Source organism: Niallia sp. FSL R7-0648 (genome assembly GCF_038007005.1).
In the GTDB taxonomy this organism is placed as follows: Bacteria; Bacillota; Bacilli; order Bacillales; family Cytobacillaceae; genus Niallia; species Niallia circulans.
In genome coordinates this window covers 158,152-178,425 of the sequence record NZ_JBBOWE010000002.1, presented here as the reverse complement: position 1 = coordinate 178,425, position 20,274 = coordinate 158,152, and the positions used below count along the sequence as shown (strand labels likewise).

The 20,274-nt window shown below is 38.1% G+C and carries 20 protein-coding genes and 1 riboswitch; all 20 genes read left to right on the top strand.

From position 1 onward, the window contains the following. The first annotated feature begins 2 nt into the window (after positions 1-2). The 20 genes from sfsA (at position 3) to NSQ89_RS20780 (ending at position 20,267) form a co-directional block, all read left to right on the top strand. A complete protein-coding gene (gene sfsA / locus NSQ89_RS20875; RefSeq protein WP_341133245.1) occupies positions 3-725 on the top strand; it encodes a DNA/RNA nuclease SfsA in 723 nt (240 codons plus the stop codon). Positions 726-805: 80 nt separating this feature from the next. Further along, positions 806-1,004: riboswitch (cobalamin riboswitch) on the top strand. 126 nt (positions 1,005-1,130) lie between these two features. Further along, positions 1,131-2,096 carry an ABC transporter substrate-binding protein gene (locus NSQ89_RS20870; protein WP_144545980.1) on the top strand — a complete coding sequence of 322 codons (966 nt, stop codon included), beginning with the start codon at positions 1,131-1,133 and terminating at the stop codon, positions 2,094-2,096. Beyond that, positions 2,083-3,120 (top strand): FecCD family ABC transporter permease, encoded by a 1,038-nt coding sequence (locus NSQ89_RS20865; protein WP_172865823.1) that lies wholly within the window; start codon positions 2,083-2,085, stop codon positions 3,118-3,120. Before NSQ89_RS20870 ends, NSQ89_RS20865 begins: the two co-directional genes overlap by 14 nt. After that, positions 3,120-4,586, top strand: a complete 1,467-nt coding sequence (locus NSQ89_RS20860; RefSeq protein WP_061800152.1) for an adenosylcobinamide amidohydrolase — start codon at positions 3,120-3,122, stop codon at positions 4,584-4,586. Before NSQ89_RS20865 ends, NSQ89_RS20860 begins: the two co-directional genes overlap by 1 nt. Next, complete coding sequence (gene cbiB, locus NSQ89_RS20855; RefSeq protein ID WP_341133244.1) at positions 4,583-5,545, top strand: adenosylcobinamide-phosphate synthase CbiB; 963 nt, start codon at positions 4,583-4,585, stop codon at positions 5,543-5,545. Before NSQ89_RS20860 ends, cbiB begins: the two co-directional genes overlap by 4 nt. Further along, positions 5,520-6,611 (top strand): threonine-phosphate decarboxylase CobD, encoded by a 1,092-nt coding sequence (gene cobD / locus NSQ89_RS20850; RefSeq protein ID WP_341133243.1) that lies wholly within the window; start codon positions 5,520-5,522, stop codon positions 6,609-6,611. Before cbiB ends, cobD begins: the two co-directional genes overlap by 26 nt. Beyond that, entirely contained in the window at positions 6,581-7,132 is a 552-nt protein-coding gene (locus NSQ89_RS20845; RefSeq protein ID WP_095322699.1) for a bifunctional adenosylcobinamide kinase/adenosylcobinamide-phosphate guanylyltransferase, read from the top strand. The genes cobD and NSQ89_RS20845 overlap by 31 nt, the downstream gene beginning before the upstream one ends. Positions 7,133-7,134: 2 nt before the next feature. Beyond that, a complete protein-coding gene (locus tag NSQ89_RS20840; RefSeq protein ID WP_341133242.1) occupies positions 7,135-8,640 on the top strand; it encodes a cobyric acid synthase in 1,506 nt (501 codons plus the stop codon). Next, positions 8,637-9,431, top strand: coding sequence for an adenosylcobinamide-GDP ribazoletransferase (gene cobS, locus NSQ89_RS20835; RefSeq protein ID WP_163185667.1), 795 nt, complete (start codon positions 8,637-8,639; stop codon positions 9,429-9,431). The genes NSQ89_RS20840 and cobS overlap by 4 nt, the downstream gene beginning before the upstream one ends. Next, positions 9,389-10,015, top strand: a complete 627-nt coding sequence (locus NSQ89_RS20830) for a histidine phosphatase family protein (RefSeq protein ID WP_341133241.1) — start codon at positions 9,389-9,391, stop codon at positions 10,013-10,015. The genes cobS and NSQ89_RS20830 overlap by 43 nt, the downstream gene beginning before the upstream one ends. Further along, the gene (locus NSQ89_RS20825; protein ID WP_047944192.1) at positions 9,964-10,401 is read left to right on the top strand and encodes a bifunctional adenosylcobinamide kinase/adenosylcobinamide-phosphate guanylyltransferase; all 438 of its coding nucleotides are present in this window, start codon (positions 9,964-9,966) and stop codon (positions 10,399-10,401) included. Before NSQ89_RS20830 ends, NSQ89_RS20825 begins: the two co-directional genes overlap by 52 nt. A 76-nt stretch (positions 10,402-10,477) precedes the next feature. Continuing rightward, complete coding sequence (locus NSQ89_RS20820) at positions 10,478-11,077, top strand: cob(I)yrinic acid a,c-diamide adenosyltransferase (RefSeq protein WP_047944231.1); 600 nt, start codon at positions 10,478-10,480, stop codon at positions 11,075-11,077. Further along, on the top strand, positions 11,058-11,543 hold the full coding sequence (locus tag NSQ89_RS20815; protein WP_047944191.1) for an ECF transporter S component: 486 nt from the start codon (positions 11,058-11,060) through the stop codon (positions 11,541-11,543). Before NSQ89_RS20820 ends, NSQ89_RS20815 begins: the two co-directional genes overlap by 20 nt. Continuing rightward, positions 11,540-12,253: a hypothetical protein gene (locus NSQ89_RS20810; RefSeq protein ID WP_047944190.1), complete on the top strand. Its 714-nt coding sequence runs from the start codon at positions 11,540-11,542 to the stop codon at positions 12,251-12,253. The genes NSQ89_RS20815 and NSQ89_RS20810 overlap by 4 nt, the downstream gene beginning before the upstream one ends. A gap of 236 nt (positions 12,254-12,489) precedes the next feature. Further along, the gene (locus tag NSQ89_RS20805) at positions 12,490-13,563 is read left to right on the top strand and encodes a D-alanine--D-alanine ligase (RefSeq protein ID WP_047944189.1); all 1,074 of its coding nucleotides are present in this window, start codon (positions 12,490-12,492) and stop codon (positions 13,561-13,563) included. 116 nt (positions 13,564-13,679) lie between these two features. Next, complete coding sequence (locus tag NSQ89_RS20800) at positions 13,680-15,041, top strand: UDP-N-acetylmuramoyl-tripeptide--D-alanyl-D-alanine ligase (protein ID WP_410796096.1); 1,362 nt, start codon at positions 13,680-13,682, stop codon at positions 15,039-15,041. Between the two features lie 140 nt (positions 15,042-15,181). After that, positions 15,182-15,874, top strand: coding sequence for an alpha/beta hydrolase (locus tag NSQ89_RS20795; RefSeq protein ID WP_047944188.1), 693 nt, complete (start codon positions 15,182-15,184; stop codon positions 15,872-15,874). An 877-nt stretch (positions 15,875-16,751) separates the two neighbouring features. After that, positions 16,752-18,218, top strand: a complete 1,467-nt coding sequence (locus NSQ89_RS20790; RefSeq protein ID WP_047944187.1) for a DEAD/DEAH box helicase — start codon at positions 16,752-16,754, stop codon at positions 18,216-18,218. Between the two features lie 149 nt (positions 18,219-18,367). Beyond that, positions 18,368-18,847 carry a PH domain-containing protein gene (locus NSQ89_RS20785; RefSeq protein WP_047944186.1) on the top strand — a complete coding sequence of 160 codons (480 nt, stop codon included), beginning with the start codon at positions 18,368-18,370 and terminating at the stop codon, positions 18,845-18,847. After that, positions 18,840-20,267: a PH domain-containing protein gene (locus tag NSQ89_RS20780; RefSeq protein ID WP_341133240.1), complete on the top strand. Its 1,428-nt coding sequence runs from the start codon at positions 18,840-18,842 to the stop codon at positions 20,265-20,267. The genes NSQ89_RS20785 and NSQ89_RS20780 overlap by 8 nt, the downstream gene beginning before the upstream one ends. Positions 20,268-20,274: the final 7 nt, after the last annotated feature.

Here is a 20,274-nt window from a genome sequence, read left to right as displayed (position 1 = left end):
TAATGGTAAGCTTTCCGGCAGCATTAAAGAAAATGACGTTTGTGGAGCGCCCTAATCGGTTTATTTTACACTGTTATAATCAGGAAACAGAAGAAATAGAAAAGGTCCATTTGGCAGATCCAGGGCGGCTGATCGAACTTTTAGTTGAAGGGGCTGTGATTTATGTTCTTCCGAGCATGAATCCTAATCGGAAAACAAAGTGGACGGCTGTATATGTGGAATCAAATTCAAATGGACTGCTTGTGTCAATAAATACTACGTATCCTAATAAGTTAGTCGAATTAATGTTAAAGGAAGCCATGATAGAGGAGCTTTCTACTTATCATTGGGTTAAGTCTGAATATACCTATGGTAGTTCACGATGGGATTTCTTATTAAAAGATATAAAAGGCAATCAGCTGCTTCTCGAAGTAAAGAGTGTCACCTTAGCGAGCAATGGAATTGGGATGTTTCCTGACGCTGTTACCAAAAGGGGTTCTAAGCATGTGCAAGAATTAACTGCTATTGCGAGAGAAGGAATAATAAAAACAGCTATTTTATTTGTTGTGCAGAGAGAAGATGTGGAAATAGTGACAGGAGCAGCTGCAATTGATCCAGTATTCGCAAAAAGCTTGGAAGAAGCTGCACATGCTGGGGTGCAATTATTAAGCTACACCTGCATATTGTCAGAGCAGGGAATAGCATTAGGCCATGCGGTTCCTGTCGACCCATTTTTAAAACTTTAGTAAAGGAATATATTTATTTACACATCCTTTAATTGTATAATCAGAAAAGACGAAAAATAAAATAGATAGATGATGGTGAGACTTTTGGGAAATGGTTGATGAGGAATTCTTTAGCCTTTTTACCAGAAGTCTCTTAAAAGGGAAGTTAGTGAGAATCTAACACGGTCCCGCCACTGTAAATGATTGCAGCATGGAAAAGTGCCACTGTACGGATGTATGGGAAGGCTTCATGTGGCGAAAATCATGAGTCAGGAGACCTGCCATTCTCTATACACCAAATAAACCTACGAGGATAGGGAGGTGTGGAGCACTTTGAAAATATTTTTGAAGACATCCCAACATCTCTATGGACAATGATAGAGATGTTTTTTATTTTTCCCATATTTATTTAGGAAGGTGAACTAGATGAAAAAGTTTTATTCCATACTGTTAGCGATGCTGCTCGTTGTAGGTGTGCTTGCAGGTTGCGGAGAAACGAAGACAGAAAATAAGCATAATAAAGAACAAACTACTACTACAGAAGAGGCTAGCTTCCCTGTCACCATTAAGGATGGATTGGATCAAGAAGTTGTAATTGAGAAAAAACCAGAAAAGATAGTTTCCTTAATGCCTAGCAATACGGAAATTATATTTGCGCTTGGGCTAGGGGAGGAGTTAGTTGGAGTTAGTGACTTTGATAACTATCCAAAAGAAGCGGCAGAAAAAGAGAAGGTAGGCGGGATGGATTTTAATGTGGAGAAAATAATCTCTCTAAATCCAGATGTAGTGTTAGCACATGCATCGAGCGCCCATAATTCTACGGAAGGCTTGCAGCAAATCCGGGATGCGGGCATTGATGTTGTTGTTGTGAATGATGCCACTTCTTTTGAAGATGTTTATAAAAGCATGGACATGATTGGACAAGCCACTGGAACAGAGAAAGAGGCAAACAAGCTTGTTGCTGATATGAAAGAAAAGTTAAGTGCTATCAAGGAGAAAGCAGCAGCCATTTCCGATAGTGATAAAAAGGCAGTTTACATAGAAGTAAACGCGGAACCAAATTTATTTACGACTGGTAAAAAGACATTTATGCAAGAGATGTTAGACACTATTCGCGCAAATAATATCATTTCTGAGGAAGGCTGGATTCAAGTGGATCAAGAGGCAGTAATTGCAGCTAATCCGGATGTTATTATTACTACTTATGGTGCCTACTCAGAAAAAAGTCCAATCGAGCAAATTAGCTCGAGAAAAGGCTGGGAAAAGATAAATGCAGTAAAGGAAAAGCAAATAGTAGATGTAGATTCTGACACAGTAACTCGTTCTGGTCCTCGTTTAGTCGATGGAGTAGAGGCAGTTGCCAAAGCGGTGTACCCGGATGTTTTTAAATAAAAGAAAAGCGGCTTATGTTTATGCCGCTTTTTTTCTCCTTTTTGCGATTGTGATGGGAATATCCATTGGAACGATCTCTGTCCCTGTTTTATCAGTATTAAAAATATTTGCAAGCTACATTGGACCAGAAAGCATATTAACGAATGTCGATCCCATGCATGTTAATATAGTTCAAAATATTCGCCTCCCTAGAGTGCTTTTGGCAGGACTTGTCGGTGCCAGTCTTTCCATAGCGGGAGCTGCATTTCAGGGATTATTAAGAAATCCATTGGCAGACCCATATACACTTGGGGTTTCGTCTGGAGCATCGGTTGGAGCCGTTATTACGTTATTTTTCCACTTTACCATTCCGTTTCTTGGCGGATTGACTTTGCCATTTATGAGTGTATTATTCTCCTTTCTGACGATATTATTTGTCGTTTTTTTTGCAAAAAAAATGGACCCTGCCATGCGGGTTGAAACAATTATTTTAACGGGCATCATTATTGGTTCTTTTCTAAGTGCATTTATTTCTCTTATGATTGCATTAACAGGGAACGAACTACGCCAAATTATAGGCTGGTTACTTGGAAGTGTCTCTATGAGAGGATGGGAATACATTAAAATTATCCTGCCTTTTTTTGTAGTTGGTTCCGGTCTCCTTCTTTCGCAAGGAAAGGAATTAAATGCTTTAGCATTTGGCGAAGAAAGAGCCCAGCATTTAGGGATCCATGTACAGAGAAGAAAAATGGTTATTTTGCTGGCTGGTTCCATGTTAACAGGTGCGGCTGTTGCTGTATCTGGTACGATCGGATTTATAGGTCTTGTGATTCCACACTTTGTCCGGATTATCGTAGGTCCTGATCACAGACATTTAATGGGAGTCTCTCTTTTTGCTGGCAGTGGTTTTATGATTTTGGCTGATTTATTGGCTAGGACGATTATCTCTCCGACAGAACTCCCGATAGGGGTCATAACAGCTATAGTAGGTGCTCCAGTGTTTGCAGGATTATTACTGAGAAGAAGGAAGAGGAGTTTAAAATAATGCTGAATGTACGAAATCTCTTTTTTCAATATGAAACAAAACAAATTTTACAGAATATTTCTTTTTCTGTGAATAAAGGGGAAATGATTGGTATCCTTGGGCCAAATGGCAGTGGGAAAACGACTCTAATGAAAATTATCAGCGGTATTTTAGCCCCGCGAGAGGGACAGGTGGAGATAAAGGGCACATCCATTGACCAGTATAAAACAAAAGAATTAGCAAAGGTAGTCGCCGTGCTTTCTCAGCATGTGAATGAATCATTTTCCTATACTGTTCGAGAAATTGTATCGCTCGGGAGGTATGCACATCAATCGGGGCTGTTTCAGTCCTGGACTTCTAAAGATGAAGAAGTAATCACACGAGTAATGAAACAAACGGGGGTCTTTGTTTTTCAAGACAAGTCTATTCATGCATTGTCTGGCGGGGAAAAGCAGCGTGTTTATTTGGCTCAGGCCCTGGCACAAGAGCCAGAAATCCTTCTGTTAGATGAACCTACTAACCATTTGGATCTATCCTACCAGAAGGAGTTATTGGATAGCTTAAGAGAATGGAGCAGAGAAAAAGACCTAACAATTGTTTGTATCTTTCATGATTTAAACTTGGCAGGATTATATTGTGATCGACTCCTTTTATTACATGATGGAAAAGTAGAAGTAGATGCCTCTCCTTCTGATGTATTGCAAGAAAAAAGAGTGAAAAGAATCTATAAGACAAATGTGAAAAATACTTTTCATCCAAGCATACCAGCTTCTCAAATAGCGCTTGTGCCAAGAGAGCTAGAGAGAAAGAAAGTTCAAATAGATACAACGGCAATTACTGTTACTTCAGAAAGAGTAGAAATGAAGGCTCCTTTCCCATTATACACGCTTTCATCTGGCGTAACGGGTGCTGGGATGGGCTGGTATAAAAACTTTGTAAACCGCCATGTAGATAAGACATACCGCTGCGAGGATTACCGGAAAGACATGTACGAGTATTTGCTTCAAAATGGCTTTAGCCCACAAGAGACAGTCGGAATGATGACAGCTGTTCATACAGAAGATGCAGCCTATCAGTTATTAGAGCAAGGGGATTTCTCTGTCATGATTGTGGTAACAGGTGGAGTAGGAAATGCTGTCGATGCAGCTAAGACAAACGCGCATTCATCCTCGTTCCATCCAGGGACCATTAATACTTGGATTTTTGTCAATGGGACATTATCAGAGCAAGCCTTTTTGCAAAGTGTCATTACTGCTACCGAAGCAAAAGCAGCCGTCTTGCGTGATCGGAAAATAAAGGATATGGAAACAGGAACTATTGCAACAGGTACATCAACAGATAGTATATCGGTCGCTGCCACTCAAGTAGGAACATACCTTGAATTTGCCGGTACGATTACTTCACTTGGGAAGTGTATAGCAGAAGGGGTCTATCACTGTTTAACAAAGTCATTAGATAAAAGGGATAGGAGGCTGGCAGCTAAATGATCGGTCATTTAATCAGCATTACCATTGCGATTATTTTAGATAAGTTGATTGGGGATCCTCCAAGCTGGCCACATCCTGTGAAAGGGATGGGAAAGTTAATTTCCTATTTAGATCAAAGATTAAATAAGGGGAGAAATCGGCAGTTAAAAGGATTATGGATGCTCATGAGTGTTTTAGTGCTTACCTTTTTGCTTAGCTGTTTCCTTGTTTATATTAGCTATCAGCTTCATTGGTGGATCGGCGTAATAATAGAAGCTCTACTTATCGCCACAACCATTGCCCAGAAGAGTCTGAAGGATGCTGCGATAGAGGTCTATGAACCATTGCGGGCTAATGATCTAGTGCTGGCAAGAAGAAAGCTGTCTTATATTGTGGGAAGAGATACAGAGCAGTTAGAGGAAAAAGAAATTGTCCGGGCAACGGTAGAGACTGTGGCAGAAAACACTAGTGATGGCATTACAGCTCCACTGTTTTGGGCATTTATTGGTGGTGCTCCTTTCAGTCTTGTATATAGGGCCATTAATACATGTGACAGCATGGTTGGTTATAAGAATGATAAATATAGAGAATTCGGGTATTATGCTGCGAAATGTGATGATATTGTTAACTACTTGCCGAGTCGAATAACAGCAATGCTTTTGCTTTTGGTTAGTCGTACTCCTTTCCATTCGAAAAAGGAAGCCTGGAAGCTGCTATTCCAAGATGCGAAGAAGCATCCATCTCCAAACAGCGGCTGGGGGGAAGCAGTAACTGCTATTCTCCTTGGCATACAGCTCGGTGGGATTAATTATTATCGAGGACAGAAATCAGATCGGGCTAGAATGGGAACAGCACTGCAGCCTTTAGGAAAGAAACATATTATCGAGTCGACTAAAATTGCTAATAAAGCAGTTGTTTACTTCTATCTTTTTTTATTTATAGGAGGAATTGGATTTGAACTGGCCAATGCATGGAGCTAATCCCCAGTATATATATGAAAAGACAAATTTAGAAATGCCAGTGGATGCAATTGATTTTAGTGCAAATATTAATCCATTAGGACCTCCGCCGATTTTATTAAAGAAGTGGAATGACCTTTTTCAGACCGTTCATCTTTATCCAGATCCTTTTGCAAGTCGCCTAAAAGAAAAAATTTCAAACCACTATGGAATTCCTTCCAAGCAGCTTTTGATTGGAAATGGAGCTGCGGAAATCATTTCCTTATTAGGGAGAATTCTGACGGGAAAAAAGGTATTGCTTCTTCAGCCAGCCTTTTCTGAATATGAAGAAGTGTGCCGGATTAATAATTGCGACATCTATCATCATTATTTATTCGCAGAAACAGGATGGGAGCTGTCTCCCGCTAAATTGGAAAAGGATATTCGTCAAGTCGATGCTGTATTTTTATGTAATCCTAATAATCCAACAGGGATATTTTATCCGAAGAAATTAGTAGAAGAGTTATTGGATATTTGTATGCAAAACGATTGTTCCGTTGTTCTAGATGAAGCTTTCTATGATTTTGTAGTTGGATATGAGGATATGCTTCCGCTCTTGAAAAATTACCCAAATCTCATTATTTTACGTTCTTTAACTAAAATGTACAGTATACCAGGAATACGCCTAGGCTACGTATTAGCATCAGAAGAACTAATTGCACAACTGCAGCATTTGCAAACACAATGGAGTATCAACGGAATTGCTTTAAAGGCTGGCGAGTTATTAATAGAGCAGGAGGAGTTTCTAAAAAAAACGCAAAGCTATATAGAAGAGGAGAAGAAAAAGCTATTTTCCTTCTTTAAGAATGAATATTTTGCGTACTCCAACTCTGCTGCTAATTATTACTTGTTAAAGGATCCAAGGTTAACGGATCAAAAGGAATTCCTTACTTTCCTGCTAAACAATGGCATCATTGCAAGACATACATATAATTATCCAAGTTTAGAAGGAAGCTGGCTGCGGTTTGCGATTAAAAGCATGGAACAGAATCAGCGATTGCGGGGAGTGTTAACTAAATGGAAACAAAATCATCCATCATCTTTGTAACTGGTGGCGTGAGAAGTGGAAAATCTTCGCTTGCTGAGAGATTGGCAATCAAATATGCGCAAGATGAAAGAGCAGAATTGCATTATATCGCTACTGCTGTCATTACGGATGCTGAAATGGAAGAAAGAATTATCAGACACCAACAAAACAGAGAGGCACAAAAGGTGAAATGGAATAGCTATGAAAAGCCAGTTGATATTGGGGAGTTAGCGGCTGTCTTTACAAAAAAGGATGTTGTTTTGCTCGATTGTTTAACCGTTTTGGTCAATAATGAACTTTTTTTCCAAGATAAACAACAGGAAGGGATAGAGGGAAAGCTGAAAAAGGATCTAGTAGAACTAAGCCGAAGTTGCCGTTATCTTATCCTTGTAAGTAATGAGGTTACATATGAACCGTCTCTCGATCCAGCTGTACAGAAATATTGCAGGATTTTAAATCGGCTGCATCATTTTCTCGTACAGCATGCACATGAGGCATATCTAGTAGAAAACGGAATCGCACAACGGAAGAAGGGAGGATAAGAATGAAGGGTGTGATGATACAAGGGACTTCATCTGATGTGGGGAAAAGTCTGATTGCGACTGCTTTATGCAGAATGCTAGCAAATGAGGGAATAAAGGTAGCGCCATTTAAATCACAAAATATGTCGAACAACTCTTATGTCACAGTAGATGGAAAAGAAATTGGAAGAGCACAAGGAGTGCAGGCGGAAGCAGCAAAGATAGAGGCAACAGTTTGGATGAATCCAATTCTCCTAAAACCAAGATCTGACTTCCAATCAGAAGTTGTCCTGCTTGGAGAAGCAAGTAATACTCTTTCAGGAAGAGGGTATCGTGAACAGTTTTATGAAGAAGGCATTCGTGTTATTCAAAAAAGTCTTCATTACCTGCAAAGGAATTATGAGATGGTAATCATGGAAGGGGCGGGAAGTCCAGTAGAAATAAATTTAAAAGATAGAGAGCTTGTAAATATGAAGGTGGCAGCAATGGCTGACATCCCGGTTATTCTCGTTGCTGATATTGATCGCGGCGGTGTGTTTGCGAGTATTGTTGGTACCCTCTCCTTATTTTCAGAAGAGGAACGAAGCAGGGTAAAGGGGATTATTATTAATAAATTTCGCGGTGATGTCACGCTTTTTGAAGATGGTGTGCAATGGCTGAAGGAGAAGACCGGCATCCCCGTTCTCGGAGTCCTTCCTTTTATTCATAACCATATGATTGAAGGAGAGGACTCCTTGTCTATACGGGAGAAAAGAATAGCAACTTCACAAGAAGTGCTTGATTTAGCAGTAGTAAACAATCGTTATATGTCTAATTTTACGGATATAGAACCATTTTTCCTAGAGGAAGATGTTACTATCCGTCTGATTGATAAAGGCGAAGATTTAGGAAATCCAGATGCAGTCATTATTCCAGGTACAAAAAGTACGATAGAGGGTTTAAGAGAAATGAAAAGCAATGGATTAGATGTCCGGCTTAAGCGCTATTATAAAGAAGGCGGCAGAGTAATAGGTTTATGTGGAGGCTATCAAATGCTGTGTTCTGTCTTATTGGATCCGTATGGAGCTGATACTGGAATCGCAGGCGAAGAAATAGAAGGGCTGGGGCTTATACCTGCAAAGACGGTATTTGAACAGAAAAAAGAAACAATTCGCGTGGAAGGTAGTTATCATCCCTTTACAAAGCTATCCTCAGAAAAAATAGAGGGGTATGAGATTCATTTAGGTAAAACAGAGTATGAGAATTCTGCCGAAAGATGTCCGTTTCTATTACTTAATAATAGGGATGAGGGTTATTATCGAGAAGACGGAAAATTGATAGGAACCTATATGCATCATCTTTTCTACAACGATGTGTTTCGTAATACATGGTTAAATCAGATACGACTGCAAAAGGGCATGGCAGAAAGAAAAACACTGTTTATGCGAGAGCAAAAGGATAAACGCTTTGATGCGCTTGCTGATGAGATGAAGAGACATCTTGATTGGGAGAAAATATGGGAAATCCTTCAAGCTGGTGATGACCAATGAAAAAATGGTGTATTGGTTTTTTAGTAAATATACAGTTCTTTACGGCAATACCAGTGAGAAAGGTGCTGCCGATGGAAGGGGAGTTTCTGCAGAAAAGTATAAAAACATTCCCTTTGCTAGGCCTTTTCCAAGGCTTTATTTATATGGGGATTTTCTTTTTGCTAAATGAATATACTCCATTTACAGCTCTCGCCGTTGCTTTTATTGTTTGGATCAGTACGATTTTATTAACAGGCGGACTTCATTTAGATGGCTGGATGGATGCAAGTGATGCTTATTTTTCTTATCAAGATGCAAAAAAAAGATTAGAAATTATGAAAGATCCTCATGTCGGTGCCTTTGGTGTTTTGTCTGTCATTCTTTTATTGAGTACGAAGTTTTTTTTTATCTATGAAATCGTGACACATATGCAAGAATTCACCTATTTTTTTGTGATGCTCTTGCCATTCTTTTCTAAAGCGGTAATGGGCTGGAGCTTACTATTTGTTCAAGAGGCAAAAAGGGACGGACTCGGCGCATACTTTAAAAAGTCTGTCCAAGGGCAGCGCATGTTTTTTTATAGTGGATATATTGCAGCTGTTTTGCTAGTTTTCTTGTTATTGTTTCCCAAATGGCTGCCATTATTCTTTTTGTTTCTTTTCGTGAGCATCGGCTGCTACTTATTATTCAGCCGATTTATGAAACAGGCTTTTGGTGGATTAACAGGTGACTTATTAGGTGCAAGTGTAGAAGGGACGGAAATGGCACTATGGGCGACACTATGGTTATTGCATTACTTCGTCATGGGCTAACGGCTGCAAATGAACGAAAGGCATATATTGGCTGGACGGATGCGCCTTTAAGTGGAAAGGGAAGAAATATGCTTTATGAAAAAGGAAGGCCAGTGTCTAAATATGACTGGATAAGTACAAGTGATTTATTGCGGACGAAAGAGACAGCAGCATATTGGTTTCCTGAACAGATTCTGCACAGTGTTTCTGCTTTTCGTGAAATAAATTTTGGGGATTGGGAAGGAAAAACATACGAACAATTAAAAGAGTTACCTGAATATTGCAAATGGTTAAATGCTCCATTTACTAATGCTCCAACAAATGGAGAATCTTTTGCAGAGCTGATAGAGCGAGTGGATAGGGGCTGGAATCACTTAATTAAACAGAGTACTCGAAATAATAGAATGGCGGTAGTTACACATGGCGGTGTCATTCGATACTTGCTTAGTAAATATGGTGTAACAGAAAGGGATTTTTGGGATTATACGATTTCTCCTGGTGAAGGTATCGAGTTAATTTGGTCCCACAAAGAAAGTTTTAGGAGGAAGAAAAGATGCACTTTATTACAGGAGGTAGCTTTCACGGGAAAAAAAGCTGGACAGTAACATTTGCAAGAGAGCAGGGATTTACAGAAGGAAAGGTTCTCCGTCTATTTGATGAAAAGGAAATAAACATGGCAAATAATGAGAAGGGTTCTTTCTATAGGATAGAAGGACTAGAGTGGATGATCAAAAATCGTCTGCAGGAAGAAACATTGGAGCAAACAGTCGATTATATAGAAAAACTAGTGGAAGCTTTGCTTCAATGGGAAAGAGAAGAGAATAATCGCTGCGTGTTTATAATTGGCAGTGATATTACAAAAGGCGTTGTTCCGATTGATAGAAGAGATCGCTTGTGGCGTGATGCCACAGGGCTGATCTTTCAGCGAATTGCTGCCGCTGCAGACAGAGTAGATGTTATTTGGTATGGGTTAAATGAGCGATTAAAGTAGTGATCGATCGAATGATAGGAAGCAGCAAAATGCCTATAGGCATAAAATAAGGACATAACAGAAAGAGGGGGAGAAAATGCGTATCTATACAAAAACAGGTGATAGCGGGGAAACGAGTATTATAGGAGGGAGAGTATCAAAGGATGATATTCGAGTAGAAGCCTATGGAACGGTCGATGAGTTGAATTCTTTTGTCGGGCTAATTGTTGCGCAATTAACAGGGGAACAATTTGCTGATATTAAGGAAGATTTAGAGAAAATCCAGCATGAATTATTTGATTGTGGCGGGGATTTAGCTAGTATTTCGACGAGAAGACAACTAAAGTTAACAGCATCTGCTATCACTTATTTAGAGGACAGAATTGATAATTTTATGGAGGAGACACCAGATTTGGAGCGCTTTATCCTGCCTGGAGGGACAGAAGCGGCAGCTACTGTTCATATTGCACGAACGGTGACAAGAAGAGCGGAACGCTTAGTCGTGACATTAATGAAGACAATGGAAGACATTCCAGAAATGCCCTTAAAATATTTAAATAGACTTTCTGATTACTTTTTTGCACTGGCGAGGGTAATAAATTTCCGAAGCAATGTGGCAGATATCGAGTATATTCGAAGCGCAAAAGTATTTCGAACAAGTAAAAAGGGAGAGCGAAATGAACGCGAAGAAAATTAATGTCCTTGCTATTTTTATTGCTATATCAGTTATTGGGGCTTTTATAAAAATACCAAGTTTTATTGGAAGTGTTGCCCTTGATAGTTCTCCAAGTCTTATTGCTGGAGCACTTTTAGGCGGGCTAGCTGGAGGAATAGTTGCAGCCCTCGGTCACCTTGTTTCTGCATATTTAGGCGGGCTGCCACTAGGCATGCTTCATCTCTTTATCGCAGTAGAAATGTTTCTGCTTGTTTTTACTTTTTCAAAAATCTATCAAACTGGAAATAGCATAATCTCCATATTGTTCTTTGTGTTAGGAAATGGTGTAATACTTCCACTTCCTTTTTTATATCTAATGGGAAAGGGCTTTTACATTTCGATGGTTCCAGTACTGCTGATAGGAGCTGTATTGAACGGCATTATTGCCCAGTTGTTAATGCCAAGGCTTACAGTTTTTCTTAAAGAGTGGAGAGTGGTCAAGCAGTGAGAGATGTACAAGTCGTACCGTGGAATCAGAAAGAAGAGCTGATTATTAGTGCGGATAATAGTGGAGGAATTGGGCAGAAAGAAGCCGATCAACTTTCCGTCCCTTATGATATTGTTTCCTATTTTTCCTTTCGTGTAGCGGTTATGGAATGTATGGCAGCGGGGGGAGTACCGTTCTCGGTAATCCTGCAGAATTTTTGTGGAGACGATGCTTGGGCTTCCCTTTTGGCAGGTATATATAAAGGAATAGAGGAGCTTGGATTAGAGAGGGAAATTGGAATAACAGGAAGCACAGAAAGCAATTTTTCTCTCCGTGAATCAGCAATAGGACTCACAGTCCTTGGAAAAAGAACTGCAGATTCACAGAATGCCACTATTATCAATGGAAAAATGGCTGTAATAGGCAGTCCTCTTGTTGGAGAAGAAGTGATTCGACAAGAAGAAAATGTAGTGCCTTTAGCAGTATTTTTCCGAGTGGCGAAAGTAGATAGATGTCGAATTCAGCCTGTTGGGTCAAAGGGGATTCTTTATGAATTGGGGCAGCTAAAGGGCGATTTGATTCAAGAGGAAGAAGTGCAGTGTTCTGTAGATCTTTTAAAATCCGCTGGTCCAGCTACGTGCTTTATTGTTGAATATGAAAAGGAAGTAGAGGCAGAAATAAAAAGACTAACGAGGGGCTTTTTTCAAGAAGTGCAAGTTACTTCGAGATAAGAGAAAAGCACAAAGTGGTTTTTTCTTTCTTTAGGAGATATTTAAATAAATAAGCTTCCATTTTTCCCTTTTTTCATATTGTATTAAGAGTTAAAATGGAAAAGGATTAATAGGCACTATTACAGAAATATGTGTTTTCGATTAAATTATTATTTGACTCACATGTTTTATTTTTAAAGGTATGATTCTAGTGGTAGAATAAACAAGTGCATTGATTAAATGGAGGTATACTCATAATGAAAAAGAAACTGGGATTATTATATGGCGGTAAATCAGCTGAACATAAAGTTAGCATGCAAACAGCAATGGCTGTAATTAAAGCACTAGATACAGATAAATATGATATTCACCCAATTTACATATCAGAGAGCGGTGAATGGGTTCGTGGTCCTCAATTAATGGGACCAGTTGAAAATGTAAAAGAGCTTGCGTTTAACACACAGGAGCAAATCGGCTCGAATGCCCTTTCTACTACACTCTTTCAAGCGAATGACGAAGCTTCCTTAGATGTTATTTTTCCACTGCTTCATGGACCAAATGGAGAAGATGGAACAGTACAAGGATTGTTAGAACTTCTTAACCTTCCTTATGTTGGGAATGGTGTGCTAGCCTCTTCAGCTGGAATGGATAAAGTAATTATGAAAAACATCTTTGAAGTAGCTGGATTAAATCAAGTGAAATACAATTCTTTTATCCGCAGTGACTGGCAAAGTGATAAGGATGCAGCCTATGAACGTGTAGAAAAAGAATTAGGTTTCCCTTGTTTTGTTAAGCCTGCTAATCTTGGTTCAAGTGTAGGGATAAGTAAATGTACAACAAGAGAAGAGCTAGAAACAGCCTTTATTGAAGCATTCCAATTTGACCGCAAGATTATTGTAGAAGAAGGCTTAACAGCAAGAGAAATTGAAGTAGGGGTACTAGGAAACGACCATCCTGAAGTTTCTGTAGCTGGTGAGATTGTTCCGAAAAAAGATTTCTATGATTATAAAGCAAAATATGAAGATGGAGATACAGCTTTAATTATTCCTGCAGACGTGACAGATATGGAGTATGCAGCGATTAAAGAAGATGCTATTAAAGCATTTAAAGCACTTGATTGTTCTGGCCTAGTCCGTGCAGATTTCTTTCTGACAAAAGAAGGAAAAGTTTATATTAACGAAGTGAATACAATGCCTGGATTTACACCATTCAGTATGTTCCCGTTATTATGGAAACACACAGGTTTAGAATATGATGCACTGATCAATAAATTAGTGGATCTAGCTGTGGAAAGACACACTGAAAAGCAAAGTATTAAATATACGATTTAAAAAGAAGAACATAAAAGGAGAGGTGAGAAAAATGCCTCTTCTTTTGTTCCATCCAATGAAAGTTTTTTAGTAGAGAAGGGCAGTAGTCTCCGCTCATTTTTAAAGGAGGTTTTATTTTGATTAAGCGTACATATGCAGAAATTGCTTCAATGTCAAGCAGTACTCGTTTTTTTGAGCAATATAATGAGGTGCTTATTAGCGGGGTAACGATTGATTCGAGAAAAATAGAAGCAGGACAATTATTCATCCCTTTTAAAGGAGAAAGGACGGATGGGCATGAATATGTCGCAGATGCAATTAAACAAGGCGCTGCTGCGGCATTTTGGCAAAAGGATGTCCCGAATCCGCCTGAGAATCTCCCTCTTATCTTTGTGGACGATTCGTTAACAGCGATTCAAACGCTTGCTAAAAGCTATTTACAGCAATTGAAGGTTAAAATTGTGGGAATAACAGGAAGTAACGGAAAAACATCTACGAAGGATATGACAACAAGTCTTCTTTCTTTAAAATATAAAGTGCAAAAAACAGAAGGCAATTATAATAATCATCTTGGTCTTCCTTTAACTGTACTTGGTTTAGAGGAGGATACAGATATTGCTGTGCTCGAAATGGGCATGAGCAGTCGTGGAGAAATCGACTTTTTGAGCCGGTTAGCAGAACCAGATATTGCTGTAATTACGAATATCGGGGAGTCTCATATGCAAGATCTCGGATCAAGAGAAGGGATTGCAGAGGCGAAGTTAGAAATCTTAAATGGATTGAAGGAGAAAGGACGATTTGTTTACTTTGGAGATGAACCTCTTCTTTCAACCCGTGTCAAAGACAGGAACCTGGATATGAAAACCTTTGGAATGGATCCTGCTAATGATTTATACCCATATGAAATAAAGGCACTTGAAAATGGCAGTGTTTTTCAAATTAATAAAGCGGCAGAACCATTTGAATTGCCTGTTTTAGGAAATCATAATATTTTAAATGCGTTGGCAGCAATGCTAGTGGCAGAGTATTTTGAAATTCCTTATGAAGAGATGAATAAAGGTCTTCAATCGCTAAAACTGACAAATATGCGCATGGAGTTAGTCGAAGGGCAGTTAGGTGTGAAAGTTATTAATGATGCATATAATGCCAGTCCTACTTCTATGCTTGCAGCTATTGATGTCTTAAAGAAGCTGCCAGGTTATAAGCAAAAAATTGCAGTTCTTGGAGATATGCTAGAGTTAGGAGACCAAGAAGAAGCTTTTCATTATGAGATGGGAGAGCATTTAGAAGGAGTCGATTACGTTTTAACATATGGAAAGCTGGGTAATTTCATTGCAGAAGGTGCAAAAACAGTTCTTCCTGAAGATCATGTTTTTTCTTTCCAAGAAAAAGAGCCATTAATAGAAACTTTACTGCCTTTTCTAAATAAAGAAACAGTAATTTTAGTCAAAGCTTCTAGAGGAATGAAGTTAGAGGAAATCGTTAAGGCAATACAATAATAGAAGGAGGCCAGCCTATTTGAAAAACGAAAAAGTTTTCCTTGTAGGTTCGGCTTTTTTTAGAGTGGATAGTTAAGAAATGTATATAAAAAATGAATTACTCTTATAGTGTAAAATATCTCTAAAAGGAGAGGGAGTAAATGACAGCGTGTTTATGTATACATGGATTTACAGGTTCTCCAATGGAGGTAGAACCACTAGCTGAATATATCCAGAACTATACCAATTGGGAGTGTATGGTTCCAACACTTCCTGGGCATGGCGATCAATTAAGATTAAAAGGGATTATATATAATGAGTGGATCCAATATGCGGAAGAAGCGTTAAAGGATTTATTAAAAAGACATGACACAGTATATGTTGTCGGTTTTTCCATGGGTGGATTAATAGCAAGCTATTTAGCAGCAAAGTATCCGATTAAGAAATTAATTCTCTTAAGTGCAGCAGCCTATTATGTAAACTTAATCCAGCTTCAAAAGGATATAAGAATAATTTGTGCTGATTTTTTTCGAGGGAAAATTAGAGAGAATGAGCAATTTATCCGCTATATGAACAAAATTAAAAGTACTCCTTTAGCCGCTGCCATTCAGTTTAGGAAGCTTGTGCAATATGTAAAACCATTGTTAGCTAACATTCAAGTGCCTACATTGATTGCCCAAGGGGAGAAGGATGGAATTGTCCCATTGAAGAGTGCAACCTATTTGTATAATACAATTCGTGCAGAAAATAAGAAAATCTTATACGTGCAGGAATCCAAGCACTTAATTTGTCATTGTGAGAAAAGAGAAGCATTATTTCAAGAAATAATAACATTCCTCAAGGCGCCCTCATAAGTTAAAAGTAACCCTATTTAATCGTATAGATTTAAGGTTGATTGGAAAGAGTAAAGGAAGGGAGGTTTGGCCAATTTTGGTCTTTACTTAAAAGATCACTTTGTGTCAAAACGGCTATAAAAGAACGTAAGGGGCTCTTTATTCCGCATAAAGCGTTTACATTGTAAAAATGGTAAAAACACGTATAAAACCTAGATTTTCAGCTGCCCAATTTATTGCAAAGCGTATATCTTAATGATAATATTATTTTAAAAAGTAGGGTGACAAACTTAACATTTTGGGCATAATGTTAGAGAAAAAAACCTCTTTGTAAACGATAAATTAGTCAAATAGAGAGAAATGAATGGAAGAAGAATTCCGAGAAAATGAATTCTTTTGTTTAGGAAGGGAATAACCATTGTTCTTTGTATTTGGCTAACTTTTCTAGATTAGCTGATTTGGTTTTAAGCTCCGTGAAAAAATCATGTTTTTTCGAGCGTGAATTTTGAAGATTCTCATTTTGGAGAAACAGACTAATCATTAAGTGGTAACAGAGCTATTATAAAAATAAATAGAAGTCATTTGAAATTTCCTCCTATTTATAACTAAGTTAAATAGTATCTCATAACTAATAAGACTTAAATATTTTGCATATACCCTCATCATTCTCCTGATAAAGGTTGTAAGGCTATTGAAACCAACAATAACTTTCATCATTTATATATAACGAGCATCATTATCTTTTTAATTGTATGGGGAAGGCATAATGTGATGAATACGATATGCCATTTTAATATGTTTCATTTAGAAAAATGAGGTACATACAAATGGTTGGCATGATGGATTTATTCCATCTGTTTATGGATATTTTTTAATGACTAGAAGGAGATTGGATATATTGGTAAAGTTTCAAGATTTAGGTATTAGTCCTGCTACAATGAAAGCATTAAAAAGAATGGGGTTTGAGGAAGCGACGCCTATTCAGGCAGAAACGATTCCATTGAGCCTTCAAAATAAAGACTTAATTGGTCAAGCACAAACAGGAACAGGGAAAACAGCTGCTTTTGGAGTGCCTTTAGTTGATAAAATTGACGTAGCGAATGAAGTAATTCAAGGGATTATTATTGCTCCGACAAGAGAGCTAGCTATTCAGGTTTCAGAAGAATTATACAAAATTGGTTATGGAAAGCGTACAAGAGTATTATCTATTTTCGGCGGACAGGATATAAATCGCCAAATTCGTGCATTGAAGAAAAACCCGCATATTATTGTTGGGACGCCTGGACGTATATTAGATCATATTAATCGTAAAACACTTCGATTAGATAATGTTCAAACAGTTATATTAGACGAAGCTGATGAAATGCTAAACATGGGATTCATTGATGATATTGAAGCAATCCTTTCAAAAATTCCAACAGAAAGACAAACATTACTATTCTCTGCTACAATGCCTGGACCGATTAGAAAAATGGCAGAGCGCTTTATGAAAGATCCAGAAGTAGTTAAAGTGAAAGCAAAAGAAATGACTGTGCCGTTGATTGAACAATATTATATCGAAACACAAGAGAAAACGAAATTTGATATTTTAACAAGATTGCTGGATATTCAATCTCCAGAGCTAGCTATTATATTCGGTCGCACGAAACGTCGGGTTGATGAGCTGTCTGAAGCATTAAATCTACGTGGTTATACAGCAGAAGGCATTCATGGAGATTTAAGCCAAGCGAAACGTATGTCTGTTCTTCGTAAGTTTAAAGAGGGAACGATTGATGTACTAGTGGCAACAGATGTAGCTGCACGTGGACTTGATATTTCCGGTGTAACACATGTTTATAACTTTGATATTCCTCAAGATCCAGAAAGCTATGTACATCGTATCGGACGTACTGGCCGTGCAGGAAAAGAAGGGGTAGCTATTACGTTTATTACGTATCGTGAAAGATCTTATCTGCAGGTTGTGGAAAAAACAACGAAGCGAAAAATGGAAAAGATGATTCCTCCAACAGTCGACCAAGCAATAGAAGGTCAGCAAAAAGCTGTTATGGAAAAAATATCACAAATTATAGAGGAAAATAATTTAGATTCTTATCGAAATGCTGCGGATGACTTATTGGAACAAAAAGATGCTTCTACTGTTGTAGCTGCAGTTCTAAAGATGCTTACAAAAGAACCAGATACAACTCCTGTTAAATTAACAGAAGAAAAGCCATTGCCAATGAAACGTGACCGCAGACCATATGATAAAAATAATGACCGTGGTGGACGCAAAAACTATAATCCACGTCAACGCCAAGGCTATGGCAGCAATAAACGTCAAGGTCAATCAGGCAATAGCTACAATAAATCAAAGTCTTACCGTTAAGCTTTGTGTTAAAAACCTCCATGAATGTCGTGGAGGTTTTTTATTTCGGGGATAGTGATAGAGAGACAGAAAAATATGAAACCACCTTATCGTATTTTCGTATATAGTTAAGAGATACAGACAAAATTCAGAAAATAGGAGGAGTGTAATTGATAACAATACCTCAAAATAGGTTATCGAAAAAGGGGATCACTGTTTGGCGCTTAACAGGAGTTATATCTTCGCTCATTATGATGGTTATTGGTGCTGGGGTAATTACGTTTGCTATTCTTTTTGATTGGCACATACTTATAAGTATAGGAACGATAATTTATCTTCTTTTTCATATGGCTTTTACAATTGGCATCCTGCCGCCTTTAAAGTGGAAAAGATGGAGATATGAAGTAAGAGGAGATGAAATTGAAATACAGCAAGGGGTTATTGTAATAAAGCGAACGCTCATTCCAATGATTAGAGTGCAGCATGTAGATATGAAGCAAGGACCTCTATTAAGAAAGTACGAGCTTGCCACAGTGTCGATTTCTACAGCAGCAACCGTACACGAAATCCCTGTACTTCAAGTGGATGAAGCAGAAGAGATTAGACAGTATATTTCTAGCAAAGCAAAGGTGGCAGAAGAAGATGTTTAATCAAAACAGACTTCATCCTGTTTCCATCATTTACGTTATTTTGAAGCGGTTAAGAGAGTTTATTTTTCCGTTTATTGGAATTATTGTACTTGGAGGTAAGCCTACCGAGTGGGGATTATATACAATTCTAGGAGCGTCATTCTTACTTTTGATTATTCTCATTAGCGGATTTTTGTCATGGAACTTTTTCACCTTTTATGTAATGGGAAATGAATTACGAATCGAGTATGGTGTATTTATAAAAAAGAAACGCTACATACCCTTTGAACGAATTCAAAGTATCGATTTTACAGAGGGAATTTTTCATCGTCCATTTAGTTTAGTAAAAGTAAAAATTGAAACAGCAGGTGGTGCTGAAGCTGAAGGCGAACTTACCGCTATTTCTAAAAAGGTTGCTCAAGAATTAAAAAGATATATTATTCAAAAAAAGAATGAGCAGATTGAAACGGACGAAATAATAGAAGAGGTAGAACCTGCTCAACAAGAAATCTACCGGATTTCATCTAAAAAATTAGTCGTTTTGGCGTCAACTTCGGGCGGCGTAGGTGTGATTATCTCGGCAATATTTGCTTTTATTTCACAATTTGATGATTTAATTCCGTATAAGGAAATCTACAAACATGTTCAACAAGTCATTACAAGCGGTGTAGCGTTAGTTTCTATCGTTGTTTTTGTTTTATTTGTATTGTTATGGGTTTTATCTTGGTTCATTACTATATTAAAATATGCGAATTTTACATTATCGAAGACGAAAGATGATTTGATTATTACACGTGGCCTAATTGAAAAAAAGCAGATTACTATTCCGCTGAAACGGATTCAAGCAATTAAAATAACAGAAGCGATGCTTAGACAGCCGTTTCAATTAGTTAGTGTATCTGTTATTAGCGCTGGTGGATCTTTTGATGATATAGAAGCTTCTGATGTAGTTGCCGTTCCGTTATTAAAGAAAAAGGAATTACCACTTTTATTAAAAGAAATGGTACCTGAGTATGAATGGAATGAGGAGCTGCATTCGCCGCCAAAACGATCAATTTGGAGATATATTATTAAAAATAGTTGGATAGCATTACCTGTTATTATCGCTATGATTTACTTTTTTCATGAATGGGGAGCGTTATCGTTGTTGTTATTACTAGTTTTACCATTATGGGGCTACTGGAATTATCGTTCAGCTGGATATCGTATTTCAGGTAAGCAGTTAACATTATCCTTCCGCCAATTTAATAAAACGACTTTCCTGATGAGACGAAATCGAATTCAAGCCCTTTATTACACAGAGGGATGGTGGCAGCGAAAAGGGGAGCTTGCTTCTGTACAGGGTGTTGTTCTTTCTGGTGCTGGAGGAGCCACTGGGGTAGTTACAGACCTGACCAAAGAAGATGTAGAAAAGGTATATGAATGGTATTCGCTAAGTTAAGTGAGTG